Consider the following 19,829-nt stretch of genomic DNA (forward strand, 5'->3'; position numbering starts at 1 on the left):
GGCGCGGTCTGCTCTCTGCAGGAGCTGTCTATAAAAAAATACTCCTCCTCCCGCCAAATGTCAACGACATCGGTCAGGGACGAGGAGTTTTTCCACGTGTTGCCACCCTGCTTGGGCAAAACACAGTTTTGCCCCGCTCATTTCCCTTAACGCGGGATACGTGCCGCCCTACGCTTTCCGGTATGGCCGGAAGTTCAGGCGGCCTGCTGAGCGGGTGTCTGTTCACCAGGATGCGTCATGGCCCGAACCGGCTCTCAGCCCATGGCCGGTCCTCTCTTCTGCTGCCCGCAAACGGCTACTTTTCCCGCTTTGGCGCATTTATTTGTTGGTTATATCAAGGCCGCTTACGACGCAAGCGGCGGGAATCAGCAGCGCTATTTCACGCCGCTGGGATTGACAATATTTCTCCAGTCTAAATCGCCCCGCTCCAGGCTGTGGATCAACGCCTCCGCCGTAGCAATATTGGTTGCCACGGGGATGTTATGCACATCGCAAAGGCGGAGCATGTCCGCTTCTTTGGGCTCATGGGCCTTGGGGGTTAAAGGATCCCGGAAGAATAACAGGAGGTCAATCTCATTACAGGCAATCCTTGCGGAAATCTGCTGGTCTCCGCCCTGGGATCCGCTGAGAAAACGGAAGACCTGAAGCCCTGTTGCCTCAGAAACCAGTTTTCCCGTCGTGCCGGTTGCGCAGATGCTGTGCCGGCTCAGAACGCCGCAATAAGCGATGCAGAATTGTACCATAAGTTCCTTTTTTGTGTCGTGTGCGATGATTGCTATATTCAAACTGATTCCCTCCCCTTAAGTTGGTATCTTCAAAACTGTGTTGTTATGCTGTCTCGTGTTTCTTACTCATCCCTAACGGACGATCAGCGGCACATCTTCTCCCATCAACCGTCCTGCAATGGCGTTAAAAATTCTTTGGGAGCGGCTTTCTTCCGCAATAGGCTGCCCTTTGGCGGTGCGTACCGCCAGCTCCGGATCCTCTGGGATCACGCCGAGTAACTGGACTCCCACCAAATCGATGACCTCGTCTAAATCAGAAAACAGCTTTTGTTTTAGGAATTTTGCCCCCACCCGGTTGATAATCAGCCTCTGGCTGACAAGGTTCTCCCTATCCAGGAGATCCGACATAGCCCTTCCATCCCGTACTGCCACAGGATCGGGCGTTACAACCACCAGCCCACGGCTGCAGATGTCAGCGCCCACTGTAAAGCCACAGCTAAGTCCAGCTGGAGCGTCGATCAAGATGATGTCGTAATAATGGGTCAGTCCCTTACACAGAATGGTCAACGGCTTTTTCTTCAGCTCACAGGACGGATCCCGCGGCGCACCCAGAAGAGAAAGCCCCCGTTGATATGGGCACTCTAAAATCGCCTTAATAGGTTCACAGCGCCCTTCCAATACGTCGGCCAGGTCAAAAACCGATTTATCCTCCACGCCGAACATAATGTCCAGCCCGCCCAAGCCTGCGTCCATTTCGATGAGAAGCACCTTCTTGCCTCTTTTCGCCAAAGCCGCACCGGTCAAAAGCGATACTGTGGATTTACCTACGCCTCCTTTTCCCGACGTCACCAGAATGATCTCAGCCAAAGAGCCACGTCCTCCTTTATCATCATATCATACCTGTACTGTAAAAATCAAATAAAATCTAGGGCAGTTGTCCCCTTTTGTTCATGTAATTTTATCTAAATTTTTTGAACATTTTTTGACACAACGCCAATCATTTCCAATTTTCAACCCTTCAGGGGAATTTTTGGATATTTTACCCTATATTTTTCTTTACTGTCCGGAAGTTTCCCCCGTGGGCTGGGAAGAAGACGCCGCCGAGGAAGACTCCGCCTGGCTGGCGCTGGAGGAATCGGAGCTTTCCTCCGTTTCCGCCGTTTCACTGGAGCCAAAGAAATACTGGTCAAGTACCTTTTTGGCCACAGGGGCGCCGGTATAACCGTGCCATCCTTTTTCGATGACCACCACGATGGCGATCTGTGGATCCTCCGCCGGGGCAAAGCAGATATAGGTGGAGTTGGGGAACTGCTTGGTTTCCGGGGTACCGGTCTTGGCTGCCACAGTATAGGGATAATCGTCGAAGGTGTGGACAGAAGTTCCCTCTGGGCCTGCCGCCATAATCATACCCTCAATGACAGTCTCAAACACCTCTGGGGTGGAAACAGTCTCCACCACTTCGCTTTCAAAGGTCTCGACGACCTCGTCCTGGTTATAGCTCCTAATTTCCTTGACCACCCGCAGGTTCTTTCTCTCCCCCCGGTTGGCGATGGTGCAGACATAGTTCGCCAGCTGGATGGGGGAGAACTTGTTATCCGACTGGCCAATGGATGCCTGGATTACGTCGCCGGGGTACCATTCCCCGCCCATAGACTCCCGGTATTCCGGGCTGGCCACAACGCCCCGCGCCTCGCCGATCTCAACACCGGTGGGCACTCCCAGGCCCATGGCCCGGGCATATTCCGCAATGGTTTCAATGCCGGTGCGGCGGCCTACATCGTAGAAAAAGATGTTGCAGGAGCGCATAAGGGCCCGCAGCACATTAATATCCCCGTGAACGCTCAGGCAGCCGGGGGTGTAGCTAGGGGCGTAGTACATATAGGTGCCTCCGCAGTTGACGGTGGAATCCGCGGTAATGATCCCTTCGGACAGCGCCGCCGTGGCCACGCAGGGCTTGAAGATAGAGCCGGGCGTATAGGTGCCCTGGAACGCCCGGTTAAACAGAGGGTTAAGAGGATCGTTGGCTAAGGTATCGTAGTTTTCCTGATAGGTGGCCAGATCGTAGGAGGGGTAGTTCACCGCCGCCAGGATCTCTCCGGTTTTGGTGTCCACCGCCACCACCACGCCGGCGTCGGCCTCCTTGCCCTCCCCGGAGGGAGCCGTCTCATTGAGGTATTTGATCTCCTCCTCCAGGGCCTGATATGCCACCCGCTGCAGGTCGCTGTCAATGGTGAGCACCACCGTATTGCCTGCCTCAGGCGCTTTGGTCACCTCCACATTGGTGACAATGCCCTGGTTGGTCAGGGTGATATCGCGGGTTCCGTTTTCCCCCCGCAGATAGCTTTCAAAGTACTGTTCTATTCCGCTTTTGCCCACCGTGTCGTTGAGCAGGTAGCCCTGCTCCTTGAGTTCGGCGTATTCCTCCGCGTAGATGGGGCCGATCTGTCCCACAATGTGGGGCGCCACCGTACCGTTGACATACTCCCGGATGGGGGTTTCGTAGATATCAGCGCCGGGCAGGTCCAGGTTGTTTTCCTTCACCTTGGAGACCGTCTCCATCGATACGTCGCTGGCAAAGGTATAGGGGTTCTCGATAGAATACCCCTTTTCCACCATCTCATACCGGACCCCGGCAATGATCCGTGTTTCCTCCGGCGTCAGGCCCTCAATGTCATATTCTTCCTCCATGGCGTCCATGACATTCTCTAGGGTGGCCCAGTTTTGCAGCCCCAGGTTTTCCTTAAGCTCGGCTACATCGTCCTCCCGGCCCTCAATAAATTCAAAAGGCTCCTCCATGGTGATGGGCAGATTGTCAATCCACTCCTCGTTGTTTTCCCGGAGGATCTCCACCAGCCGGAGGATCACCTGATTTTCCATATCCTTGGTCATATACACCTTGTCCAAGATGATGTCATAGCCCACCCGGTTTTCAGCGAGAGGCTCCCCATTGCGGTCCACAATTTCGCCCCGAGCCGCCACAATGGTCTGGGTTTTCACATCCCCGGCCTCGGCCAAGGCCAGATACTCCTCCCCCTGGACAATCTGCAGCTGCATCAGCCGCACGCCGAAAAGGGCAAATACGACAAGGACCAGTCCCGCCAAAATTGCGGTCCGCAGCCCAACCTTTGAAATTTTCATGGCAAATCCTCCATTTCGCTGTCAGCTGCCACAGGGCAGGGTCATCCTGCTTCCTACTTATTCTAGCGTCAAAAGTTCTTCAAATCGGGCGCTCAATTTTTTAATGAGAAGATAAAACAGCGGGGTGACCACCAGGGAATACAGGATCACCGGGAAAATGTTGGTCAGCAGCACCCGGGAAATCCCGTCGTAATCCCATAGGGCCAGATTGAAGAAAAAGTCAAACATGCCCCGGAGCAGCAATGTCCCCCCAGAGAGAATCATGCAGGTGAGAAGGGTCGGGCGCATGAGCACATGGACCAGAAGCCCGGCGGCAAAACAGCAGAGCATGAGCACCAATCCGTTGGAGCCGAACAGCTGCCCTGATCCCAGATCACAGAAAAGGCCGGCCACCGCCCCAAAAATAGCGCCTGCAAACTCTCCTTCAAACATGGCGATACACACAGCCAAGGGGACCAGCAATAAGGGCTTCACCCCGAAAATGACAAAAAGGGAGGTGGTGGTCTGCAGCACATATGCAATTATGATAAGTAAAACATAGGAACTCCATTTTAAGATATGGTAAAGTTTTTTTCTCTGCTGCATTTTCTCCCTCCTTTTCTCACGCCCACGGTTTCCTTTGTAACACTGTCCGCCATGCCCGCAATTCAGCCTCGACTAAAACATCAGCACGATATCCCCACCGGGAGGCGGGCCCCTGCCGGGGCGGGAAGTCGCGCTCTGGGTTTTGTTCGCAACACTGCCGCGACACACGCGCTCCTGCGGAGAGCAGATCACGCCCATGGTTTTGTTGGTGACACTGTCGCGATGCCCGCGGCCCAGCCTCGATGGAAACATCAGCGCGATATCCCCCACCGGCAGGTGGGACAAGACAAGGCTTTCAGATCTCCCATCCAAAAGCCTTCTCATTCTTTCTATTCTTCTCTATGCCTAGGCCGCCGGTGTCGTAGTCTCCGGTGGCGTGGTTGTCTCTGAGGAAGCGGTAGCCTCCGGCGCCGTAGTCCCGGATGCGGCTTCAGCATCGCTGGAGCCTTCCGCCTGCTCCTCATCGGACAAGCTGGACTTCTGTCCCAGGAAGGAGGTGATCACCACCACGTCCTTCACATTCAGAATGTCCTCCGCCGGCTGGATGGTGGCCACCAGGGAAACAGAATGGTCATCCGGCCGGATATCGGTCACTGTTCCGATGACAAGTCCCTGGGGATAGGTGCCGCCGGAGCCGGAGGTGGTAATCAGGTCTCCCACTGCCACACTGCTTTCCCGGTCGATATAGATCATCCGGCAAAGGCCCTGGTCCGCAAGTCCGGCATATCCAGTGACAATGCCGGTATCCTGGGTCTGGGAGTCGTAGGCGCCCACATTGGTGGAAACGTCCAGGATGGTCATGACCTTGGAGGAGGTCAGGCCCACCTCATAGACACGGCCTACCAGCCCTGCCGAGGTAATGACCGGATCCTCAAAGGACACGCCGTGGAGGCTTCCCTTGTCAATGGTAAAGGAGCCAAACCGTTCATTGGGATCCCGGCCGATGACGGTAGCCGTCTCAAATTGATAGTCAGGGTTGAGTTCTTTGATCTCTAAAAACTGCTTGTACTGCTCGTTTTCCGCCTTGATCTTCTCATAATCCACCAACTTCTGGTTGAGCTCGTTAATCTGCGCCTGGAGCTCCTCATTTTCCTCCTTAATGGAGGAGGCGTTGACAAACTGGGAGAAAAACTCCGTGGCGCCATGAGCAATGGAAGAGGAGATCTTTTGCAGCGGAGCGGTAATGGTACTCATCAGTTGGGAGGTAAATCCGGCCAGCCCCTCCTCAGAGGTGGCGCCCCGGATCATAAAGGCGACCAGGACGATGACCAGGGCGATTAACACCTTAAACCGCCAGCTTTTGATAAAGTCCTGCACCCTGTCACCTTCCTTTCCTGTAATGTGTGACAAATGCTGACATGCTCTGGAAGAATTCAAGCAGCCCCCACAGACACCCAAAAGGCCGTGGGGACTGCATCCGCAAGATCATATTTCTATCTGGAAGGATTAATACTTGCTGTCGTCTGCCAGCACTTCTTTATATTTATCCAGTCCCTCCAGCACAACGCCGGTTCCCTTGGCTACGCAGTCCAGAGGATCCTCAGCAATATGCACCGGCATACCGGTCTCCTTGGAGACCAGAATATCCAGCCCCTTGAGGAGGGCGCCGCCGCCGGTCAGGGTGATGCCGTGGTCGATAATGTCCGCGGAAAGCTCCGGCGGAGTCTTCTCCAGGGTGGTGCGGATAGCATCCAGCACCGACGCCAGAGGATCTGCCAGGGCATCCCGGATCTCTGCCGGGGTAATCATAATGTTCTTGGGCAGGCCGTCTACCAGGTTGCGGCCCTTGATCTCCATCGGCGCTTCCCCTTCATACTCGTGGGCGGAGCCGATGTTGATCTTGATATCCTCAGCGGTTCTCTCACCGATGAGAAGATTATATGTCTTTTTGACGTAGTTGATGATGGAAAGGTCAAATTCATCGCCGCCCACCCGGACAGAACGGGCCGCTACAATGCCGCCCAGGGAGATAACCGCCACCTCGCTGGTGCCGCCGCCGATATCCACCACCATGTTGCCGGTGGCCTCTGCCACAGGCAGGCCGGCGCCGATGGCCGCAGCCATAGGCTCCTCGATAATGGCAACCTGTTTGGCCCCCGCTTTCAAGGTGGCCTCTTTCACCGCCCGGCGCTCTACTTCTGTAACGCCGGAGGGGATGCAGATGATGACTCTGGGACGGGCCAGAGCGGAATTGTTGCATACTTTTTTAATAAAAATCTGCAGCATGCTGGCAGTAATATCAAAGTCGGCGATAACGCCATCCTTCAGCGGCCGAACCGCTACAATAGAGCCAGGGGTTCTACCGATGACCTCTTTGGCCTCGTTGCCAACATATCTCACTGTGTCATTGCGGGTATCCACCGCCACAACCGACGGTTCCCGCATGATGATGCCCTTGCCCCGCATAAAAATCAACGTATTGGCAGTACCCAGATCCACACCGATGTCTTTGGAAAAAGAAAACATGCTCAAGTTGCCCCTTTCAGTTTCGGGAATGCGCCCCCAATGCCCGGACCTTCCCACAAATATTCCTCAATGATAAGTGTTCCCTATAAAAGCCCCTGCAAGCCGTCATTCTCAGTTTTTTCCGAAATGATGCCGCAGCGGCCAGTATGACAGATGATATCTCAAATATTATACCCTTAAATTCTAGAAACCACAATAAAATTTTTCTTAACAATCCCCTAAAAATGCCCAAAAAACAGATTTTGTCGGATGTGACAACACTGTTTTTCCTTTCCGAACATTTTCCAGCCAGGATGACCGGCTTTTTTCGAAAAATTTCACTTTTTTCTCCAAGCTGGCCGGACATCTTTCTTTTCTATCCATAACTTTGCCATGGTTTGGACATATTTATTCCTGCTCCAGGCTCCTAAGCTCCCGCCGCAGCCGGGCAATGGGCAGCCCCATCACATTGTAATAGTCCCCGATGATCCCCTTGACAAAGACCGCGCCGTAGCCCTGGATCCCGTAAGCTCCTGCTTTGTCAAAGGGCTCGCCCGTTTCCAGATACCACCGGATCTCCCCTTCCTCCATGGGGTAAAACTCCACCTGGGTATGGGCGACAAAGGAACGCTCCTTCTCCCCATAGCGGACGCACACCCCGGTGTAGACGCTGTGGATCCGGCCGGAGAGGCGTTTCAGCATGGCGGCCGCCTCTTGGGCAGAGTGAGGCTTGCCCAGGATCATCCCGTCAATGGCAACCACCGTGTCCGCGGCCACAATCAGATCCTCCGGCCTTTGGGACGCGGCCATCCGGGCCTTGCGCTGGGCCAGCATCTCCACCGCTTCCGCCGGCGGCGTCCCCGGTGGGATGGTCTCATCCGCATCCACCGGCAGGGTGATAAAATCCCGCCCCAAGAGCCCCAGAAGTTCCTTCCTTCTGGGGGATTGGGAGGCCAAAACCAGCTGCATTGTATATTTCCTCCTTTTTGCGCCTAGCGTCTGCCACCTGCAGAGGATGACGCGCTCTTGATTTCGATTATGCTATTGCCTCACGCGCACGGACTCAATTTGCAACACCGCCGCGTAGCCCGCGTTTTTGTTTTAATGAGAGCCACAGCGCGACGACCTCCACCGGCAGGTAGCGGCCCTAGCGGGCAGCAGGACGCGCACGGACTCAATTTGCAACACCGCCGCGTAGCACGCGTTTTTGTTTTAACTTAGGGCCACAGCGCGACGACCTCCACCGGCAGGTGGCCCCTCCCGGGGCGGGAGGACGCGCATTGAGTTTTATTTGCGACACTGCCGCGTTGTCCGCAACTATGTTGCGATTGACACATAAGCGCAACTTGGGAGCGGGCACTGTCCGCTTAGAGCCGCCGGATTGCTGCCTTATAGGCGAAGATGGACAGCACCAGGCAGATCACATGGGCCACGGTGATGTTGATGGTCAGCCCAAAGGCCAGGGAAAACACATGGAGATCCATGACAAAGGGCGCGCTGGGGGAGATGCCAAAGGATTGGGAAAAGCCCAGCCAGGAGAGAAAGGATACATTCTGACAGGCGCTGGCCACCAGGGAACCGATGACGATGCCGCCCACCACAAACAGAAGGAGCAGCAGATTTTTCTTCCATTTCATCTTGATTCGCCTCTTCCCCTATTTGCCGGTGGAGCCAAATCCACCGGTTCCCCGGCGGGTGGGAGTCAGCTCCTCCACCTCTTCGATATCCGGAGTCATCACCGGCATAATGATCAGCTGGGCGATTCTATCCCCAGGCTGGACAATAAAGGGGGTATCCAGTTGGTTGATGAGGCCCACGATAATCTCCCCCCGGTAATCGCTGTCAATGACGCCTACGCAGTTGGCGGGAGTCACCCCATGCTTGATGCCCAGGGAGCTTCTGGCAAAGATAAAACCGGCAAATCCAATGGGGATTTCGCAGGCGATGCCGGTGTGGATTTGGCAGATCTCATGGGAGCCAATCTCCACCGGTTCCTTCAGCAGGGCGTAAAGATCAATTCCCGCGCTGTGAAGGGTTGCTCGAAAGGGGATCTTTGCCCCTTCCTCCAATTTCTTAATCCGCAGTGACTGCATGCGTCTCCACTCCTTTTTACTGTACTTTTCTATAATAAAGGCCCCGGGTGGCGCCTTCTACCGGCCGCCCCTCCAGGAATCCTTCCACAATCTTATCCGCTTCCTCCCGGCTCTCCCGGGTAAAATAGAGGGTCAAAAAATCCACGCCCTCCATCTCCTCCTGCCGGTCCGCCATGGAAAGGGGCACCGCATTATAAAGCTCCATGGCCTCCCGTCCCTCCTCACAGGCGGCGGGAAAATGCCGGCCTGTCCGGTCGGTGAGGGTATGAAAGCCCCGGCCGCATTTTTGACAGCCCATGGCGTTTTTCACCACACAGTTGCGGGTGAGCATCAGAGGCAGGTAGCCGTAAGCCAACAACCCTCGGCGGATCTTTCCGCCCAGCCGCCGGACACGGTCCAGGCTCATTTCAAAGGAGAGGGTCACGTCGGCAAGGCCCAGTTTCTCGCACTCCTCCAAAGCCGGGGTGTTGACCAGGTTAAGGCCAAAGTCCCCCGAAACTTCCAGCCCCGCCTCCTGGGCCAGGATAACCCCGCCCAGATTGCCGCAGACGGCCCGGCGGCATCCCAGGGCTCTGAGCCTTTCCAGCTGTTCCTTTACTGCCTCTTCCCGGTCAAAAATGGCCCGGGGCAGCTGGGCCCAGAGCCTGTCCGGCGGCAGCTGGCCTGTCAGCTCCTCCCAGTGGGAGAGCAGCTCCCCGGCGGGAAGGATCACCGCCTCGAAAGGGTCCAGCCTCTGGAGCGGCACCTGGTCAAACCGGTCGAACCGGGCCCGCAAGCGGGGCGCTCCCCGGCGGCGGTAGGATGTTTCCACCTTGACCGGCACCGGCGCAAAGGGAGTAGGCTCCACCTGCCGGCGGTCTTGGGTCAATGCGTCCAGCGCTTCCCGGCGCAGGGCGTTTAACTGGGACACCGGCACCATGCTGATCCCGTCGGTATCCAGCGTAAGTTGCTCGAGATAAAAGGCGGTGCCCCCGGTCTTTTCCAGGGCCCGGCGGACCATGGCCTCGTCGGTGGGACGGCGCTGGGCCAGCTGGGGAGGCTCCCCTGCGGCTGTCCGCCTCCTGCCTTGGGGATCGGTGACGGTCAGGGACACCGGTTCCCCCTGCCGGACGGTGAGCGCCATCTCCACCGGCACCCGCTGGGTGGGATGCTCATAGAGCCGGGCCAGCTCCCCCAGCACCCCGGCGGCGGAGAGGACGTCCTCCTTCTGCCGGGTGCCGAACATCTCCCGGCCCAGCTTGCCGTCAAAGTAGCCGCTGGTAAAGCCGCTGCGGGAAAAGACCGCCTGCAAATTTTGCAGGGCAGTGCCGTCCGCCTTCCCTTCATCCAGGATCTGCCGCAGGGCACTGACCGAAGCCGCCACATATTCCGGCCGCTTCATCCGCCCCTCGATTTTCAGGCTTTTGACCCCCAGCTCCCCCAATTTCTCCGCCTGCTCCACCAAGGACATGTCCTTGAGGGAAAGGGCGTATTCAGCGCCGTCCGGCGCCTTCATGGGCAGGCGGCAGGGCTGGGCGCAGAGCCCCCGGTTGCCGCTGCGGCCGCCAATCATTGAGGACAGGTAGCACTGCCCCGACAGGCACATGCAAAGCGCCCCGTGGACAAAGGCCTCCACCTCGATCTGGGATTCCCGGGTGATGGCGGCAATCTCCTTCTGGGAAAGCTCCCGGGCCAGGACCACCCGGTCGTAGCCCAGCCGCTGCAGCATCCTTACCCCGCTTTTGTTGTGGATGCTCATCTGGGTCGAGCCGCTGATCCGAAGGCCTGGCGCGCACCGGCGCAGCAGAACATACACCCCCAGGTCGGCGGCGATGATCTGATCCACCCCGGCCCGGCAGGCCAGGGCAATGGTGGAAAGCAGGCCGGGCAGCTCATCATCGAATACGGCGGTGTTGATGGTCATGTAAATTTTAGCCCCGTATAGGTGTGCCTGCCGCACAGCCTCACACAGGGCCTCCTCGTCAAAATTATGGGCATTTCTCCGGGCGTTGAAGTCTCCCGCTCCCAGATAGACCGCGTCCGCGCCGGTATACAGGGCCGCCAGCAGGGAATCCATCCCCCCGGCCGGGGCCAAAATCTCTGGCTTTGCCAATTTATACCTCCGGGGACATCCTGCCCGCAGCCTTCAGCTGGCGCTTATAGGACGCCACTTCCTTTTGAAGCCGTTCCAGCTCCCGTTTGGTTTCGTCCACCTCGATGCGGGCCTTGGCCGCGTCCTCCAGATAATCTTTCAGCTGCCGCCGCATATTGTCGGCGTTGGCGTTGGCTTTGTTGCAATCATCCAGGTAGGACAGGGAGCAGAGGATCAGGGCTGTCAGGATGGACATATTGGGATTGCTTTCCATCATAGCCTGGGCTTGGTTGTCGATCTGATAGGCCAGCTCCTTGACGTATTCTTCCTTTTCCGGGGTGGCGATGATGTAATCACTGCCACAGACATGGATTTTCACTCTGTTTGTATTTTCCATTTTCTCAGGTCCTCCATGGTATGTCATTCCCGCAGGACCGCGGGCGTTTTCTGATTCCTTCACCCCGATAACATTGGGGATTGCTTTCATTATAGTATATTTTTTAGCCCGATGAAAGCCATTTTTCTCCCAGCGGCGGAGAAAATTGCTTTCTCTTCACCAGACTATGCAATTTCTTGCCGCAATCGACCAATTTCTTGACAATTTTACACAAAACAGAGAATAATATTCCTGAAAATTAATACAATTTTACTTGGAATGGTTGATTCATTCTGAAATTCGTATTATACTTAGTAATAACTCTGATTTTCTAGGAACTTGTGCCAAGAGACAACGAACAGGCATGGAGTTAACCGGCCCCCGAATCTTGCCGGGAGGGCCGGCGCATCACCGCAGGGCAGCGCGCCCAGCGGGTACCGCCAGCGGCAGCGGAACTGGAGGTTTTATTTTGAGTAAGCTTTTCACCAGTGATGAGATAAAAAACAAGTTGGTAACCATCCTCGACCGTCAATTCGGCGAAACGCCGGCCACCGCGTCGGACCGGATCTTTTACAAGGCCTGCGCCATGATCCTCCAGGACGTGCTCATTGAGAAGCGCAAGCAATTCGCCAGTGAAAAGACAAGCCACGGGGAAAAGCGGGTCTATTATCTCTGCATGGAGTTCCTCATGGGCCGCTCCTTAAAAAACAACATCTATAACCTGGAACTGGTAGACGAGTTCAAAGAGGCCCTGGCCTCCTTTAATGTAAAGCTGGAAAACCTATATGAATGCGAGCCTGACGCGGGCCTTGGCAACGGCGGCCTGGGCCGCCTGGCCGCCTGCTACCTGGACGGCATGGCCACCCAGGAATATCTGGGCACCGGCTACTCCATCCTCTATGAATACGGCATCTTCAAACAGCGGATCATCGACGGCTGGCAGACCGAGCTGCCTGATAACTGGCTCCCCGGCGGCGACATCTGGCTTTCCGAACGGCTGGACCGGGCGGTGGACATCCATTTCGGCGGCCAGATTCACGAGTTCTGGGACAACAACTACCACCATATCGACCACGTCAACTACACCTCCGTCAAGGCGGTGCCCTATGACATGTACGTCTCCGGCTACCGGACCAAGGGCGTCAGCCGCCTCCGTCTGTGGAAGGCCGTCTCCCCCGGCATCGACATGGAAATGTTCAACAAAGGCGATTATGTCCAGGCTTTGGGGCAAAACTCCTATGCCGAGGCCATCAGCAAGGTCCTCTACCCCAACGACAACCATCTAGAGGGCAAGAACCTGCGGCTGCGCCAGCAGTATTTCCTGGTGGCGGCTTCTATCGGGGATATTGTCCACTCCCACCTGATGACCTACGGCACCCTGGAAAACCTCAGCGAGAAGGTGGCCATCCACATCAACGACACCCATCCGGTGCTGGCCATCCCCGAGCTGATGCGGATTCTGCTGGACGACTGCGGCTACAGCTGGGATAAGGCTTGGACCATTGTCACCCAGACCTTTGCCTATACCAACCACACCGTCATGAACGAGGCCCTGGAGCGTTGGAACGAGGATCTCTTCAAGCTCCTCCTGCCCCGGATCTATCAGATCGTGGTGGAGATCAACAACCGCTTCACCCGGGAGCTGTTTGAGCGCTGGCACAAGGATGTGGATCAGATCAACCGCCTTTCCATCATCTTCAACCATGAGGTCCGCATGGCCAATCTGGCGGTCTGGGCCTGCCACAGCGTCAACGGTGTATCCAAGCTTCACTCCGACATCCTCAAAGACTCCCTCTTCCACGAGTTCTATGAGATCGAGCCCAAGAAGTTTAAGAATGTTACCAACGGTATCGCCGCCCGCCGGTGGATGTATCAGTCCAACCCCGGGCTGACCCAGCTGGTTACCGACCTGATTGGCGACGGCTTTATCAAGCATATGTCAGAGCTGAAAAAGCTGGAGGCCTTTGCCGACGACAAGACGGTGCTCCAGGAGTTTGCCCGGATCAAACGGGAAAACAAGGCTTATTTCTCCGACTATATTAAGGAGCACACCGGAGTTGTCATCGACCCCGATTCCATCTTTGACGTGCAGGTCAAGCGGCTGCATGAATATAAGCGGCAGCACCTCAACGCCCTGCATATCCTCTCCCTCTATCAGAAGCTGAAAGCAAACCCCAGCACCCCCTTCACCCCCCGCACCTTTATCTTCGGGGCCAAGGCGGCGCCGGGCTACTATATGGCCAAACAGATCATCCGCTTCATCTGCGCCCTGGCCAAACACATTGACAACGACCCGGATGTCCGGGGCCGGATCAAGGTCGTCTATCTGGAAGATTACAATGTGACCCTCTCCGAAATCCTGGCACCCGCCTCCGAGATCAGCGAGCAGATCTCCCTGGCCGGCACCGAGGCTTCCGGCACCGGCAACATGAAGCTGATGCTGGGCGGCGCCATCACCTTGGGCACCTATGACGGGGCCAATGTGGAAATCTATGACAGTGTGGGGGATGAAAACTTCATCCGCTTTGGCATGTCCACCCAGGAGGTGGCCCAGCTGCGGCCCCACTACAATCCCCGGGAAATTTATAACAAGAACCCAGAGATCAAAGGCCTGGTGGATGTCCTCTACCATGGCATTGACGGCAATGTCTTTAACGAAATCGCCACCTCCCTGGCCACCAGCGACCCCTATATGGTGCTGGCTGACTTCGAGTCCTACAAACAGGCCCACCAGAAGGCGGAGCAGCTTTACAGCGACACCTTAGGCTGGCAGCGGATGAGCCTCATCAACGTGGCTAACGCCGGCATGTTCTCCGCCGACCGGGCGGTAGACGATTACGCCCGGGACATTTGGTACCTGAAATAGCCCTTCCATCGCAACTGTACGGGATGCTTGCCCTCTGGGGCGGGCATCCCTTTACCCTGTTTTCCCCTGTTCTCCCCTGTTCTCTGGGATTTTGTAAGGAGGTCTTTTCTCCATGGAAGCATGTCTGTTTGACAGCACACTCTTAGAATATAAAGCGCCCTTCGGCGCTGTCAAAGCCGGGGAAGAGGTGGTGTTTCACCTGCACCTGGCCAAGTGCGCCACCCTATTAGCCCCCCGCCTTGTCATCTATAAAGCCGACCACTACGACGAGCCCCACTATGTCCCCATGGCCCTGGAACGGGTGAAGATGGATTACAACGTCTTTTCCTGCTCCTTTGTCCAGGAGACCCCCGCCCTCCTCTTCTACTGCTTTGAGGCGGTGACCGGGGACCAGGTGATCCCCATCCGGCGCAAGGGGGATTTTACCGCCAAGTTCAACCTGGCCGGCGGGGACCTGTGGCAGCTGACCGTCTACGACAAGGATTTCCACACCCCGAAGGACCTGCGGGGCGCTATCATGTACCAGATCTTCCCCGACCGGTTCTATTTTAGCGGCACTCCCAAGGAGAATGTCCCTGAGGACCGGGTGCTCCGCTATGACTGGGGCGGACAGCCTCAGTACCTGCCTGACAGCCAGGGCATTGTCCGCAACAATGACTACTTCGGCGGGGACCTCAAGGGCATCCAGGAAAAACTGCCCTACCTCCAGTCTTTGGGGGTGACCCTGCTCTACCTCAACCCCATCTTTGAGGCCCACTCCAACCACCGCTACAACACGGCGGATTATATGAAAATCGACCCCCTCCTGGGCACCGAGGAGGATCTGCGCCAGCTATGCGCCGAAGCCAAAAAATACGGTATCTCCATCATCTTAGACGGGGTCTTTTCCCATGTGGGCAGCGACAGCCTCTACTTTAACAGGGAGGGACGCTATCCCACCCTGGGGGCCTATCAAAGCCAGGAGAGCCCTTACAGCAGCTGGTTCCACTTTATCCAGTTCCCCAAAAGCTACAAAAGCTGGTGGGGCTTTGACACCCTGCCAGAAGTAGATGAGGAAAACCCCTCCTACCGGGAGTTTATCTGCGGCAAGGAAGGCGTCCTCCGCCATTGGCTGGACTGCGGCATCAAGGGCTTCCGGCTGGATGTGGCCGATGAGCTGCCCGACAGCTTCCTGGATCTCATCCACGACACCCTCAAGGGCTATGATCCTGAGAAGTTCCTCCTGGGCGAGGTGTGGGAGGACGCCTCCAACAAGATTAGCTACGGGGTGCGCCGGCGCTATCTTCTAGGGGGCCAGCTGGACAGCGTCATGGATTATCCCTTGATGGAATCCATCCTCAGCTATCTGCGCCATAAGGATGGCTATGGCTTTTCCAACACCATCCTGACCCTGCTGCAAAATTATCCACGGCCGGTTATCGACGTGCTGATGAACCCCCTCTCCACCCATGACACCGCCCGGGCTATCACCGTCCTGGCCGGGGATCCGGTGCGCCAGAACGACCGGAACTGGCAGGCTACCCACTATCTCAACCACGAACAGTACCAGCGGGGCATTGCCCTGCTCCGGCTGGCCTTTACCCTCATCATGTTCCTGCCCGGCATCCCCTGCATCTACTACGGGGATGAAATCGCCATGCAGGGCTACAAGGATCCCTTCAACCGGGGCTGCTTTGCCTGGAACTGCCTGGTGGAAAATGAGGAGCCGGCCGCCATGCTGGAGTTTGTCCGCACCCTGACCGGCATCCGGGAGCAGTGTAAGGCGATCATCCTGGGGGACTATGTGCCCTATATCGCCGACAATTTTGTCTTCTCCTTCCTCCGTCAGACCGAGGAGGAGGCCCTGCTCGTTATCGTCAACCCCAGCGACAATCCCATGCGGATTCCGCTGCCCCCCCGCTTTGCGCACGCGCAGGTACTGCTGGGCGGCGAGATCCAGGAAGGGGTCTGTGTGGTGCCGCCCCTTTCCCCCGCCCTCATCCGCGGCGGAGCGGCCAAAGGATGGCCCCACAAACAGGGGAAGGCCAATAAATCCGGAGCCTTCGGCGGCTTTTCCCGCCGGGGCCATTCATAAGGGAGGCGTATCCCATGGGAAGAAGGGATCATCGTTTTCTCATCACCTACCGGCAGAACAGCTTTGGGGAGGAAATCCGCATCCTGGTGGACAGGGAAACCGGCGTCAACTACCTGATGCAGATTCTCTCCAACGGCGGCAGCGGTATCACTCCGCTGCTGGGCCGGGACGGAAAACCCATCATCTCCCCCATTTCCGGTGAGGAAAACTAACCGAGACAGAAGAAGGAAGGGGCGCAAAATTGCGCCCCTTCCTTCTTGCTTTTTTTACAGGAGGATATATCCCAGTGCCAACAGGAGCTTGAGATCCGCTCCCTCCCGGTGGAGGAAGTAGATCAGTCCCAGCAGCATTAAGCTGTCCTTTTCAAAGAGGTTGATGCCCTCCGGGCCCAAAAGCTGATCCAACAGCCCTCCTGTGCCCGATGGCTGCCCCTCCGGCGGCCGGTCCCGATTCTGTCCCGGCTGTCCCCCCAAACCCAGGGAGCCCAGCAGTTTTCCCAGGTCAAAGGCAGGCCCCGGCGGTGGACGGCGGTTCCCCGGATGGGTGCCGCCGCCTCTGGAGCCTCCGGAGCCGGCACTGTGGGGGGTATGTTCTTCCCCACCTGCCCGAGACCTTGGATCCCGGGAGGCAGCTTCCTCCCGGCAGCCGCCTGGATGGCTGGCGGGGTTTTGGGGACGGCGCATCCGCTGCCCCCCTCCCGCCGGCATGGCGCCTGGAAAGGGAGAAAACCGGACGCCATTTGTATACCTATTGTTATTATTTTGCCTATTATTCCGATTGGTGTTATTCCTATTTGTATTATTTTGATGGTTATTTCTATTTGTATTGAAACTTCCTTCCCTGGCGGGAGGAGAGCCGGAAGTCCGGGTCTGTTCCTGGCTCTGGGGTCCTTCTCCGTTGGAGCGGGATGGTGCGTTTCCCTGTTGCCCGCTGGAGGACTGGGCGCGGTTGTGCATCTGGCGCATCTGCCGGATGGCATCCTGCTGCATCCGCTCCATCTGCGCAGGGGTAAAATCGTCTCTGACAGGGGTCATCCCAGCAGCCCTCCCAACACGCCGCTCTCCCGTAAAACGGGCAGCAGATCAATGAGCTTCATGATCTTGATTGCATTATCCACCCGGCCTGCCCGTTTTTCGGAGAGGTGGGGCTTGAGAGCCCTGAGAAGGGCAGCGTTTTTGTCATCTCCATTCTGGGCGGATAACACCTTCTGCAGCCCCAGGATCATATTCATGTCGATATCCCCCAGCCCGCCCAGACCGTCGGAAGCCGAAGGGTTGTGTTGCTGGGGGGAATCGGCGGTTTTGCCTTCTCCGCCGTCTGTCCCCAGGTCCAGCCCTAGGGCGCCTGCCATCTCCTTGAGGTTTTTCATCCCCTCCTCGGAGTTTAGCATTTCGGTGATGTTTGCAATCAAGTCATCCATGGCTTATTTTTCCTCCGATAACTGTTTGAGCAGTTGCTTTGCCGCCGGTGTATCCAGCATCTGCTGGATCTTGCCTGGGTCCTTGACAATCTTCTGGAACCGGTTCATATCCACCTTACCGCCCTGCACTGCGTTTTGCACATTGCCCTGCTGCAGCTGGCTTTTGAGCTGGTCCGGGGAGACCCCCAGCTTTTTCGAAGCCATGGAGAGCAGCTGTTCTACCTTTTTCTCGCTGAACTGGTTCTGGTCCATCCAATCACCCCTTTCAGGTTTTCCACGCCTTGGCATGGCTGTACTCTATGATATATGCGTTTCTTCTCCGATGTATCCCAAAATCTGGGCCGGCCCGGGAGGGCAAACCCCGCTTTGAGGGAAATCCTGGCAAAATGGGCAGATAAAAAACGGAATGTGAAACTTCACATTCCGTTTTTTTGTCCGTCCTGCCGGGCTGCCGGCCTTTGATTTAATAGTCAACGATCTCGAAAACTCCCAGGTTGTCGAGCTTTGCAGGATCAAAGCGTTCCGCCTGCTCCTCACTGCAGAATAGGCAGCCGTGATGGCGGAAGGTGGGATCGTCGCAGGTTTTAAAGATATTTCCCTTTATCATATGCCCTGTTTCCAGGTTTGTGACACCATAAATGGATTTTAAGAGGGAATTGGTGATAAAAAGCTCGCATCCCCAGTAAATTCCCTGCAAATCCTCTCCGGTAAACATTTTGCAGGGGATCTCGTCCGTGCTGTGCTCCCAGCCGTTGACGGTAAAGCGATAAACGCCCTGCCGGTTGACCTTGATACAGATTTCCTGCTCCCCTGCCACCTGGGCCTTAAAGATCAGAAAGCTGTCGTTGTCATCCCCCCGGCAGATGGGCTGTACCTCAAAGGACCACATCATGAGAAAAATGCCCTGCCCGTCCAGATAGCACATCCGCGCCTGGGCAAAGGGCTTGAAATCCGCCTGTTCCAGGGGGTAGCGGAGCACCTTCATCACCGGCATGGAATCCATGGGCGGCAGTACCTTGACCTTGGAAATCGCTTGCTGCATATCATTCACATCCTTGTCTATTGTCATCTGGGCGCCAAGACACCCGGAAAAATCTCCTTTGGATGTATTATACCATAAAATTCTGCCTTTTCCTCCCCTTTTGGGAAAAGCCCGGAATAAAACCTTCCTTTCTTCATACAAAAACAGCGGAGGAAGGTTCCTCCGCTGTTTTTTAGCTATATTGGTTGAGAAAGATCTTTGACTTGAGTCCTCTGCGCTCCATTGCCCAGAACAGCAGCCATCCCAGGCCATAGCAGGCCACAATTTCTCCCACGGCCACATAGACAGCCTGGATGAGGAACACCCTGATGTCAAAATAGTTGACGGTGACAAAGGTAAGTTCCAACCCCACCACAATGGCGTTGAGCACCACCGGCGGCAGGGGCGCCAAGATGGGGAAGCCCTTGATTGTGGGCTTTTTCAGAATGCGGGTGAGGCAGGCGGCAATCAGGGTTGCCAGGCTGCCAAAGAGGATATCCCACGGGCCTAGGATGTTGGTCCCCAGAAACAGGCCGAAGGTGTTCGAGAGGATGCATCCCACCGTAACACCCCAAATGCCATTGGGGGTAAACAGGGGCAGGAGGGTCAACGCCTCCGCCACGCGGATCTGCATCTGGCCGAAACTGATGGGGGCCAGAGCAACGCACAGGGTGGTGTAAAGGGCGGCGATGACCGCTCCTTCCACTACAGCACGGATCTTTTTTCTTTCCATATTCATTTGTCCTTTCGTAGTTTTCTTTAAGGTCAGGAGGTTGCGACTGACCGCGCGTGGAAAAATTTCGCGCAAGAGCTATCATACCCTATTTTTCGGCAAAGTGCAAGAAAAAATTGCCAATGAACTTCCTCCAAAAATCTAAAAAAACTGTTGACACCCCATCAGCTTTATGTTAAACTAATATTCGCACTTATGATTCATGAGCTGGTGTAGCTCAGCTGGTAGAGCAGCTGATTTGTAATCAGCAGGTCGGGGGTTCGAATCCGTCCACCAGCTCCA

19 protein-coding genes and 1 tRNA gene are annotated in these 19,829 nt (G+C 56.2%); 4 read left to right on the forward strand and 16 right to left on the reverse strand.

Annotation, left to right across the window (positions count from 1 at the left end; all coding sequences use genetic code 11):
• Positions 1–374 precede the first annotated feature (374 nt).
• The 11 genes from ACZ25G_RS00390 to ACZ25G_RS00440 form a co-directional block, all read right to left on the reverse strand.
• On the reverse strand, positions 375–785 hold the full coding sequence (locus ACZ25G_RS00390; RefSeq protein WP_191482622.1) for a methylglyoxal synthase: 411 nt from the start codon (positions 783–785) through the stop codon (positions 375–377).
• A gap of 72 nt (positions 786–857) precedes the next feature.
• On the reverse strand, positions 858–1,592 hold the full coding sequence (locus tag ACZ25G_RS00395) for a nucleotide-binding protein (RefSeq protein ID WP_191482621.1): 735 nt from the start codon (positions 1,590–1,592) through the stop codon (positions 858–860).
• 189 nt (positions 1,593–1,781) lie between these two features.
• Positions 1,782–3,863, reverse strand: coding sequence for a penicillin-binding transpeptidase domain-containing protein (locus tag ACZ25G_RS00400; protein ID WP_463681151.1), 2,082 nt, complete (start codon positions 3,861–3,863; stop codon positions 1,782–1,784).
• A 57-nt stretch (positions 3,864–3,920) separates the two neighbouring features.
• Positions 3,921–4,448 carry a rod shape-determining protein MreD gene (gene mreD, locus ACZ25G_RS00405; RefSeq protein WP_463681152.1) on the reverse strand — a complete coding sequence of 176 codons (528 nt, stop codon included), beginning with the start codon at positions 4,446–4,448 and terminating at the stop codon, positions 3,921–3,923.
• A 345-nt stretch (positions 4,449–4,793) separates the two neighbouring features.
• Positions 4,794–5,765: a rod shape-determining protein MreC gene (gene mreC, locus ACZ25G_RS00410; protein ID WP_191510689.1), complete on the reverse strand. Its 972-nt coding sequence runs from the start codon at positions 5,763–5,765 to the stop codon at positions 4,794–4,796.
• A 129-nt stretch (positions 5,766–5,894) separates the two neighbouring features.
• Positions 5,895–6,914 carry a rod shape-determining protein MreB gene (locus tag ACZ25G_RS00415; protein WP_191482617.1) on the reverse strand — a complete coding sequence of 340 codons (1,020 nt, stop codon included), beginning with the start codon at positions 6,912–6,914 and terminating at the stop codon, positions 5,895–5,897.
• 387 nt (positions 6,915–7,301) lie between these two features.
• Positions 7,302–7,862, reverse strand: a complete 561-nt coding sequence (locus ACZ25G_RS00420; RefSeq protein ID WP_463681153.1) for a Maf family protein — start codon at positions 7,860–7,862, stop codon at positions 7,302–7,304.
• Positions 7,863–8,260: 398 nt separating this feature from the next.
• A complete protein-coding gene (locus ACZ25G_RS00425) occupies positions 8,261–8,530 on the reverse strand; it encodes a DUF4321 domain-containing protein (RefSeq protein WP_191482615.1) in 270 nt (89 codons plus the stop codon).
• An 18-nt stretch (positions 8,531–8,548) separates the two neighbouring features.
• Complete coding sequence (dut, locus tag ACZ25G_RS00430) at positions 8,549–8,986, reverse strand: dUTP diphosphatase (protein ID WP_191482614.1); 438 nt, start codon at positions 8,984–8,986, stop codon at positions 8,549–8,551.
• Between the two features lie 16 nt (positions 8,987–9,002).
• Positions 9,003–11,078, reverse strand: a complete 2,076-nt coding sequence (locus ACZ25G_RS00435; protein WP_463681154.1) for a U32 family peptidase — start codon at positions 11,076–11,078, stop codon at positions 9,003–9,005.
• A 1-nt stretch (position 11,079) separates the two neighbouring features.
• Positions 11,080–11,454: a cell division protein ZapA gene (locus ACZ25G_RS00440; protein ID WP_191482612.1), complete on the reverse strand. Its 375-nt coding sequence runs from the start codon at positions 11,452–11,454 to the stop codon at positions 11,080–11,082.
• A 448-nt stretch (positions 11,455–11,902) separates the two neighbouring features.
• Between ACZ25G_RS00440 and ACZ25G_RS00445 the strand changes: the two genes are divergently transcribed.
• From ACZ25G_RS00445 to ACZ25G_RS00455, 3 genes are all read left to right on the forward strand, one after another.
• The gene (locus ACZ25G_RS00445; protein WP_463681155.1) at positions 11,903–14,299 is read left to right on the forward strand and encodes a glycogen/starch/alpha-glucan phosphorylase; all 2,397 of its coding nucleotides are present in this window, start codon (positions 11,903–11,905) and stop codon (positions 14,297–14,299) included.
• 112 nt (positions 14,300–14,411) lie between these two features.
• A complete protein-coding gene (locus ACZ25G_RS00450) occupies positions 14,412–16,373 on the forward strand; it encodes a glycoside hydrolase family 13 protein (protein WP_463681156.1) in 1,962 nt (653 codons plus the stop codon).
• 14 nt (positions 16,374–16,387) lie between these two features.
• The gene (locus ACZ25G_RS00455) at positions 16,388–16,585 is read left to right on the forward strand and encodes a DUF6440 family protein (RefSeq protein ID WP_191482609.1); all 198 of its coding nucleotides are present in this window, start codon (positions 16,388–16,390) and stop codon (positions 16,583–16,585) included.
• A gap of 54 nt (positions 16,586–16,639) precedes the next feature.
• Here the strand turns inward: ACZ25G_RS00455 and ACZ25G_RS00460 are convergent, their stop codons facing one another.
• The 5 genes from ACZ25G_RS00460 to ACZ25G_RS00480 all read right to left on the reverse strand — a co-directional run bounded on the left by ACZ25G_RS00460 (position 16,640) and on the right by ACZ25G_RS00480 (position 19,547).
• Positions 16,640–17,407 (reverse strand): hypothetical protein, encoded by a 768-nt coding sequence (locus ACZ25G_RS00460; protein ID WP_463681157.1) that lies wholly within the window; start codon positions 17,405–17,407, stop codon positions 16,640–16,642.
• The gene (locus ACZ25G_RS00465; RefSeq protein WP_463681158.1) at positions 17,404–17,793 is read right to left on the reverse strand and encodes a hypothetical protein; all 390 of its coding nucleotides are present in this window, start codon (positions 17,791–17,793) and stop codon (positions 17,404–17,406) included. Before ACZ25G_RS00465 ends, ACZ25G_RS00460 begins: the two co-directional genes overlap by 4 nt.
• Positions 17,794–17,796: 3 nt before the next feature.
• On the reverse strand, positions 17,797–18,045 hold the full coding sequence (locus ACZ25G_RS00470) for a hypothetical protein (protein ID WP_191482606.1): 249 nt from the start codon (positions 18,043–18,045) through the stop codon (positions 17,797–17,799).
• 211 nt (positions 18,046–18,256) lie between these two features.
• Positions 18,257–18,862: a hypothetical protein gene (locus ACZ25G_RS00475; protein ID WP_463681159.1), complete on the reverse strand. Its 606-nt coding sequence runs from the start codon at positions 18,860–18,862 to the stop codon at positions 18,257–18,259.
• A gap of 145 nt (positions 18,863–19,007) precedes the next feature.
• Positions 19,008–19,547, reverse strand: coding sequence for a QueT transporter family protein (locus ACZ25G_RS00480; RefSeq protein ID WP_224771608.1), 540 nt, complete (start codon positions 19,545–19,547; stop codon positions 19,008–19,010).
• A gap of 206 nt (positions 19,548–19,753) precedes the next feature.
• Between ACZ25G_RS00480 and ACZ25G_RS00485 the strand changes: the two genes are divergently transcribed.
• A tRNA-Thr gene (locus ACZ25G_RS00485) sits at positions 19,754–19,829 on the forward strand.

The organism is Zongyangia sp. (genome assembly GCF_965361945.1).

Excerpts from the sequence above, each read along its gene's own strand:
- ACZ25G_RS00450 (WP_463681156.1), top strand. The coding sequence starts at position 14,412 with ATGGAAGCATGTCTGTTTGACAGCACACTCTTAGAATATAAAGCGCCC.
- mreD (WP_463681152.1), bottom strand. The coding sequence starts at position 4,448 with ATGCAGCAGAGAAAAAAACTTTACCATATCTTAAAATGGAGTTCCTAT.
- dut (WP_191482614.1), bottom strand. The coding sequence starts at position 8,986 with ATGCAGTCACTGCGGATTAAGAAATTGGAGGAAGGGGCAAAGATCCCC.
- ACZ25G_RS00465 (WP_463681158.1), bottom strand. The coding sequence starts at position 17,793 with ATGGATGACTTGATTGCAAACATCACCGAAATGCTAAACTCCGAGGAG.
- ACZ25G_RS00460 (WP_463681157.1), bottom strand. The coding sequence starts at position 17,407 with ATGACCCCTGTCAGAGACGATTTTACCCCTGCGCAGATGGAGCGGATG.
- ACZ25G_RS00425 (WP_191482615.1), bottom strand. The coding sequence starts at position 8,530 with ATGAAATGGAAGAAAAATCTGCTGCTCCTTCTGTTTGTGGTGGGCGGC.
- ACZ25G_RS00475 (WP_463681159.1), bottom strand. The coding sequence starts at position 18,862 with ATGACAATAGACAAGGATGTGAATGATATGCAGCAAGCGATTTCCAAG.
- ACZ25G_RS00480 (WP_224771608.1), bottom strand. The coding sequence starts at position 19,547 with ATGGAAAGAAAAAAGATCCGTGCTGTAGTGGAAGGAGCGGTCATCGCC.
- ACZ25G_RS00440 (WP_191482612.1), bottom strand. The coding sequence starts at position 11,454 with ATGGAAAATACAAACAGAGTGAAAATCCATGTCTGTGGCAGTGATTAC.
- ACZ25G_RS00415 (WP_191482617.1), bottom strand. The coding sequence starts at position 6,914 with ATGTTTTCTTTTTCCAAAGACATCGGTGTGGATCTGGGTACTGCCAAT.
- ACZ25G_RS00400 (WP_463681151.1), bottom strand. The coding sequence starts at position 3,863 with ATGAAAATTTCAAAGGTTGGGCTGCGGACCGCAATTTTGGCGGGACTG.
- ACZ25G_RS00455 (WP_191482609.1), top strand. The coding sequence starts at position 16,388 with ATGGGAAGAAGGGATCATCGTTTTCTCATCACCTACCGGCAGAACAGC.
- ACZ25G_RS00470 (WP_191482606.1), bottom strand. The coding sequence starts at position 18,045 with ATGGACCAGAACCAGTTCAGCGAGAAAAAGGTAGAACAGCTGCTCTCC.
- ACZ25G_RS00420 (WP_463681153.1), bottom strand. The coding sequence starts at position 7,862 with ATGCAGCTGGTTTTGGCCTCCCAATCCCCCAGAAGGAAGGAACTTCTG.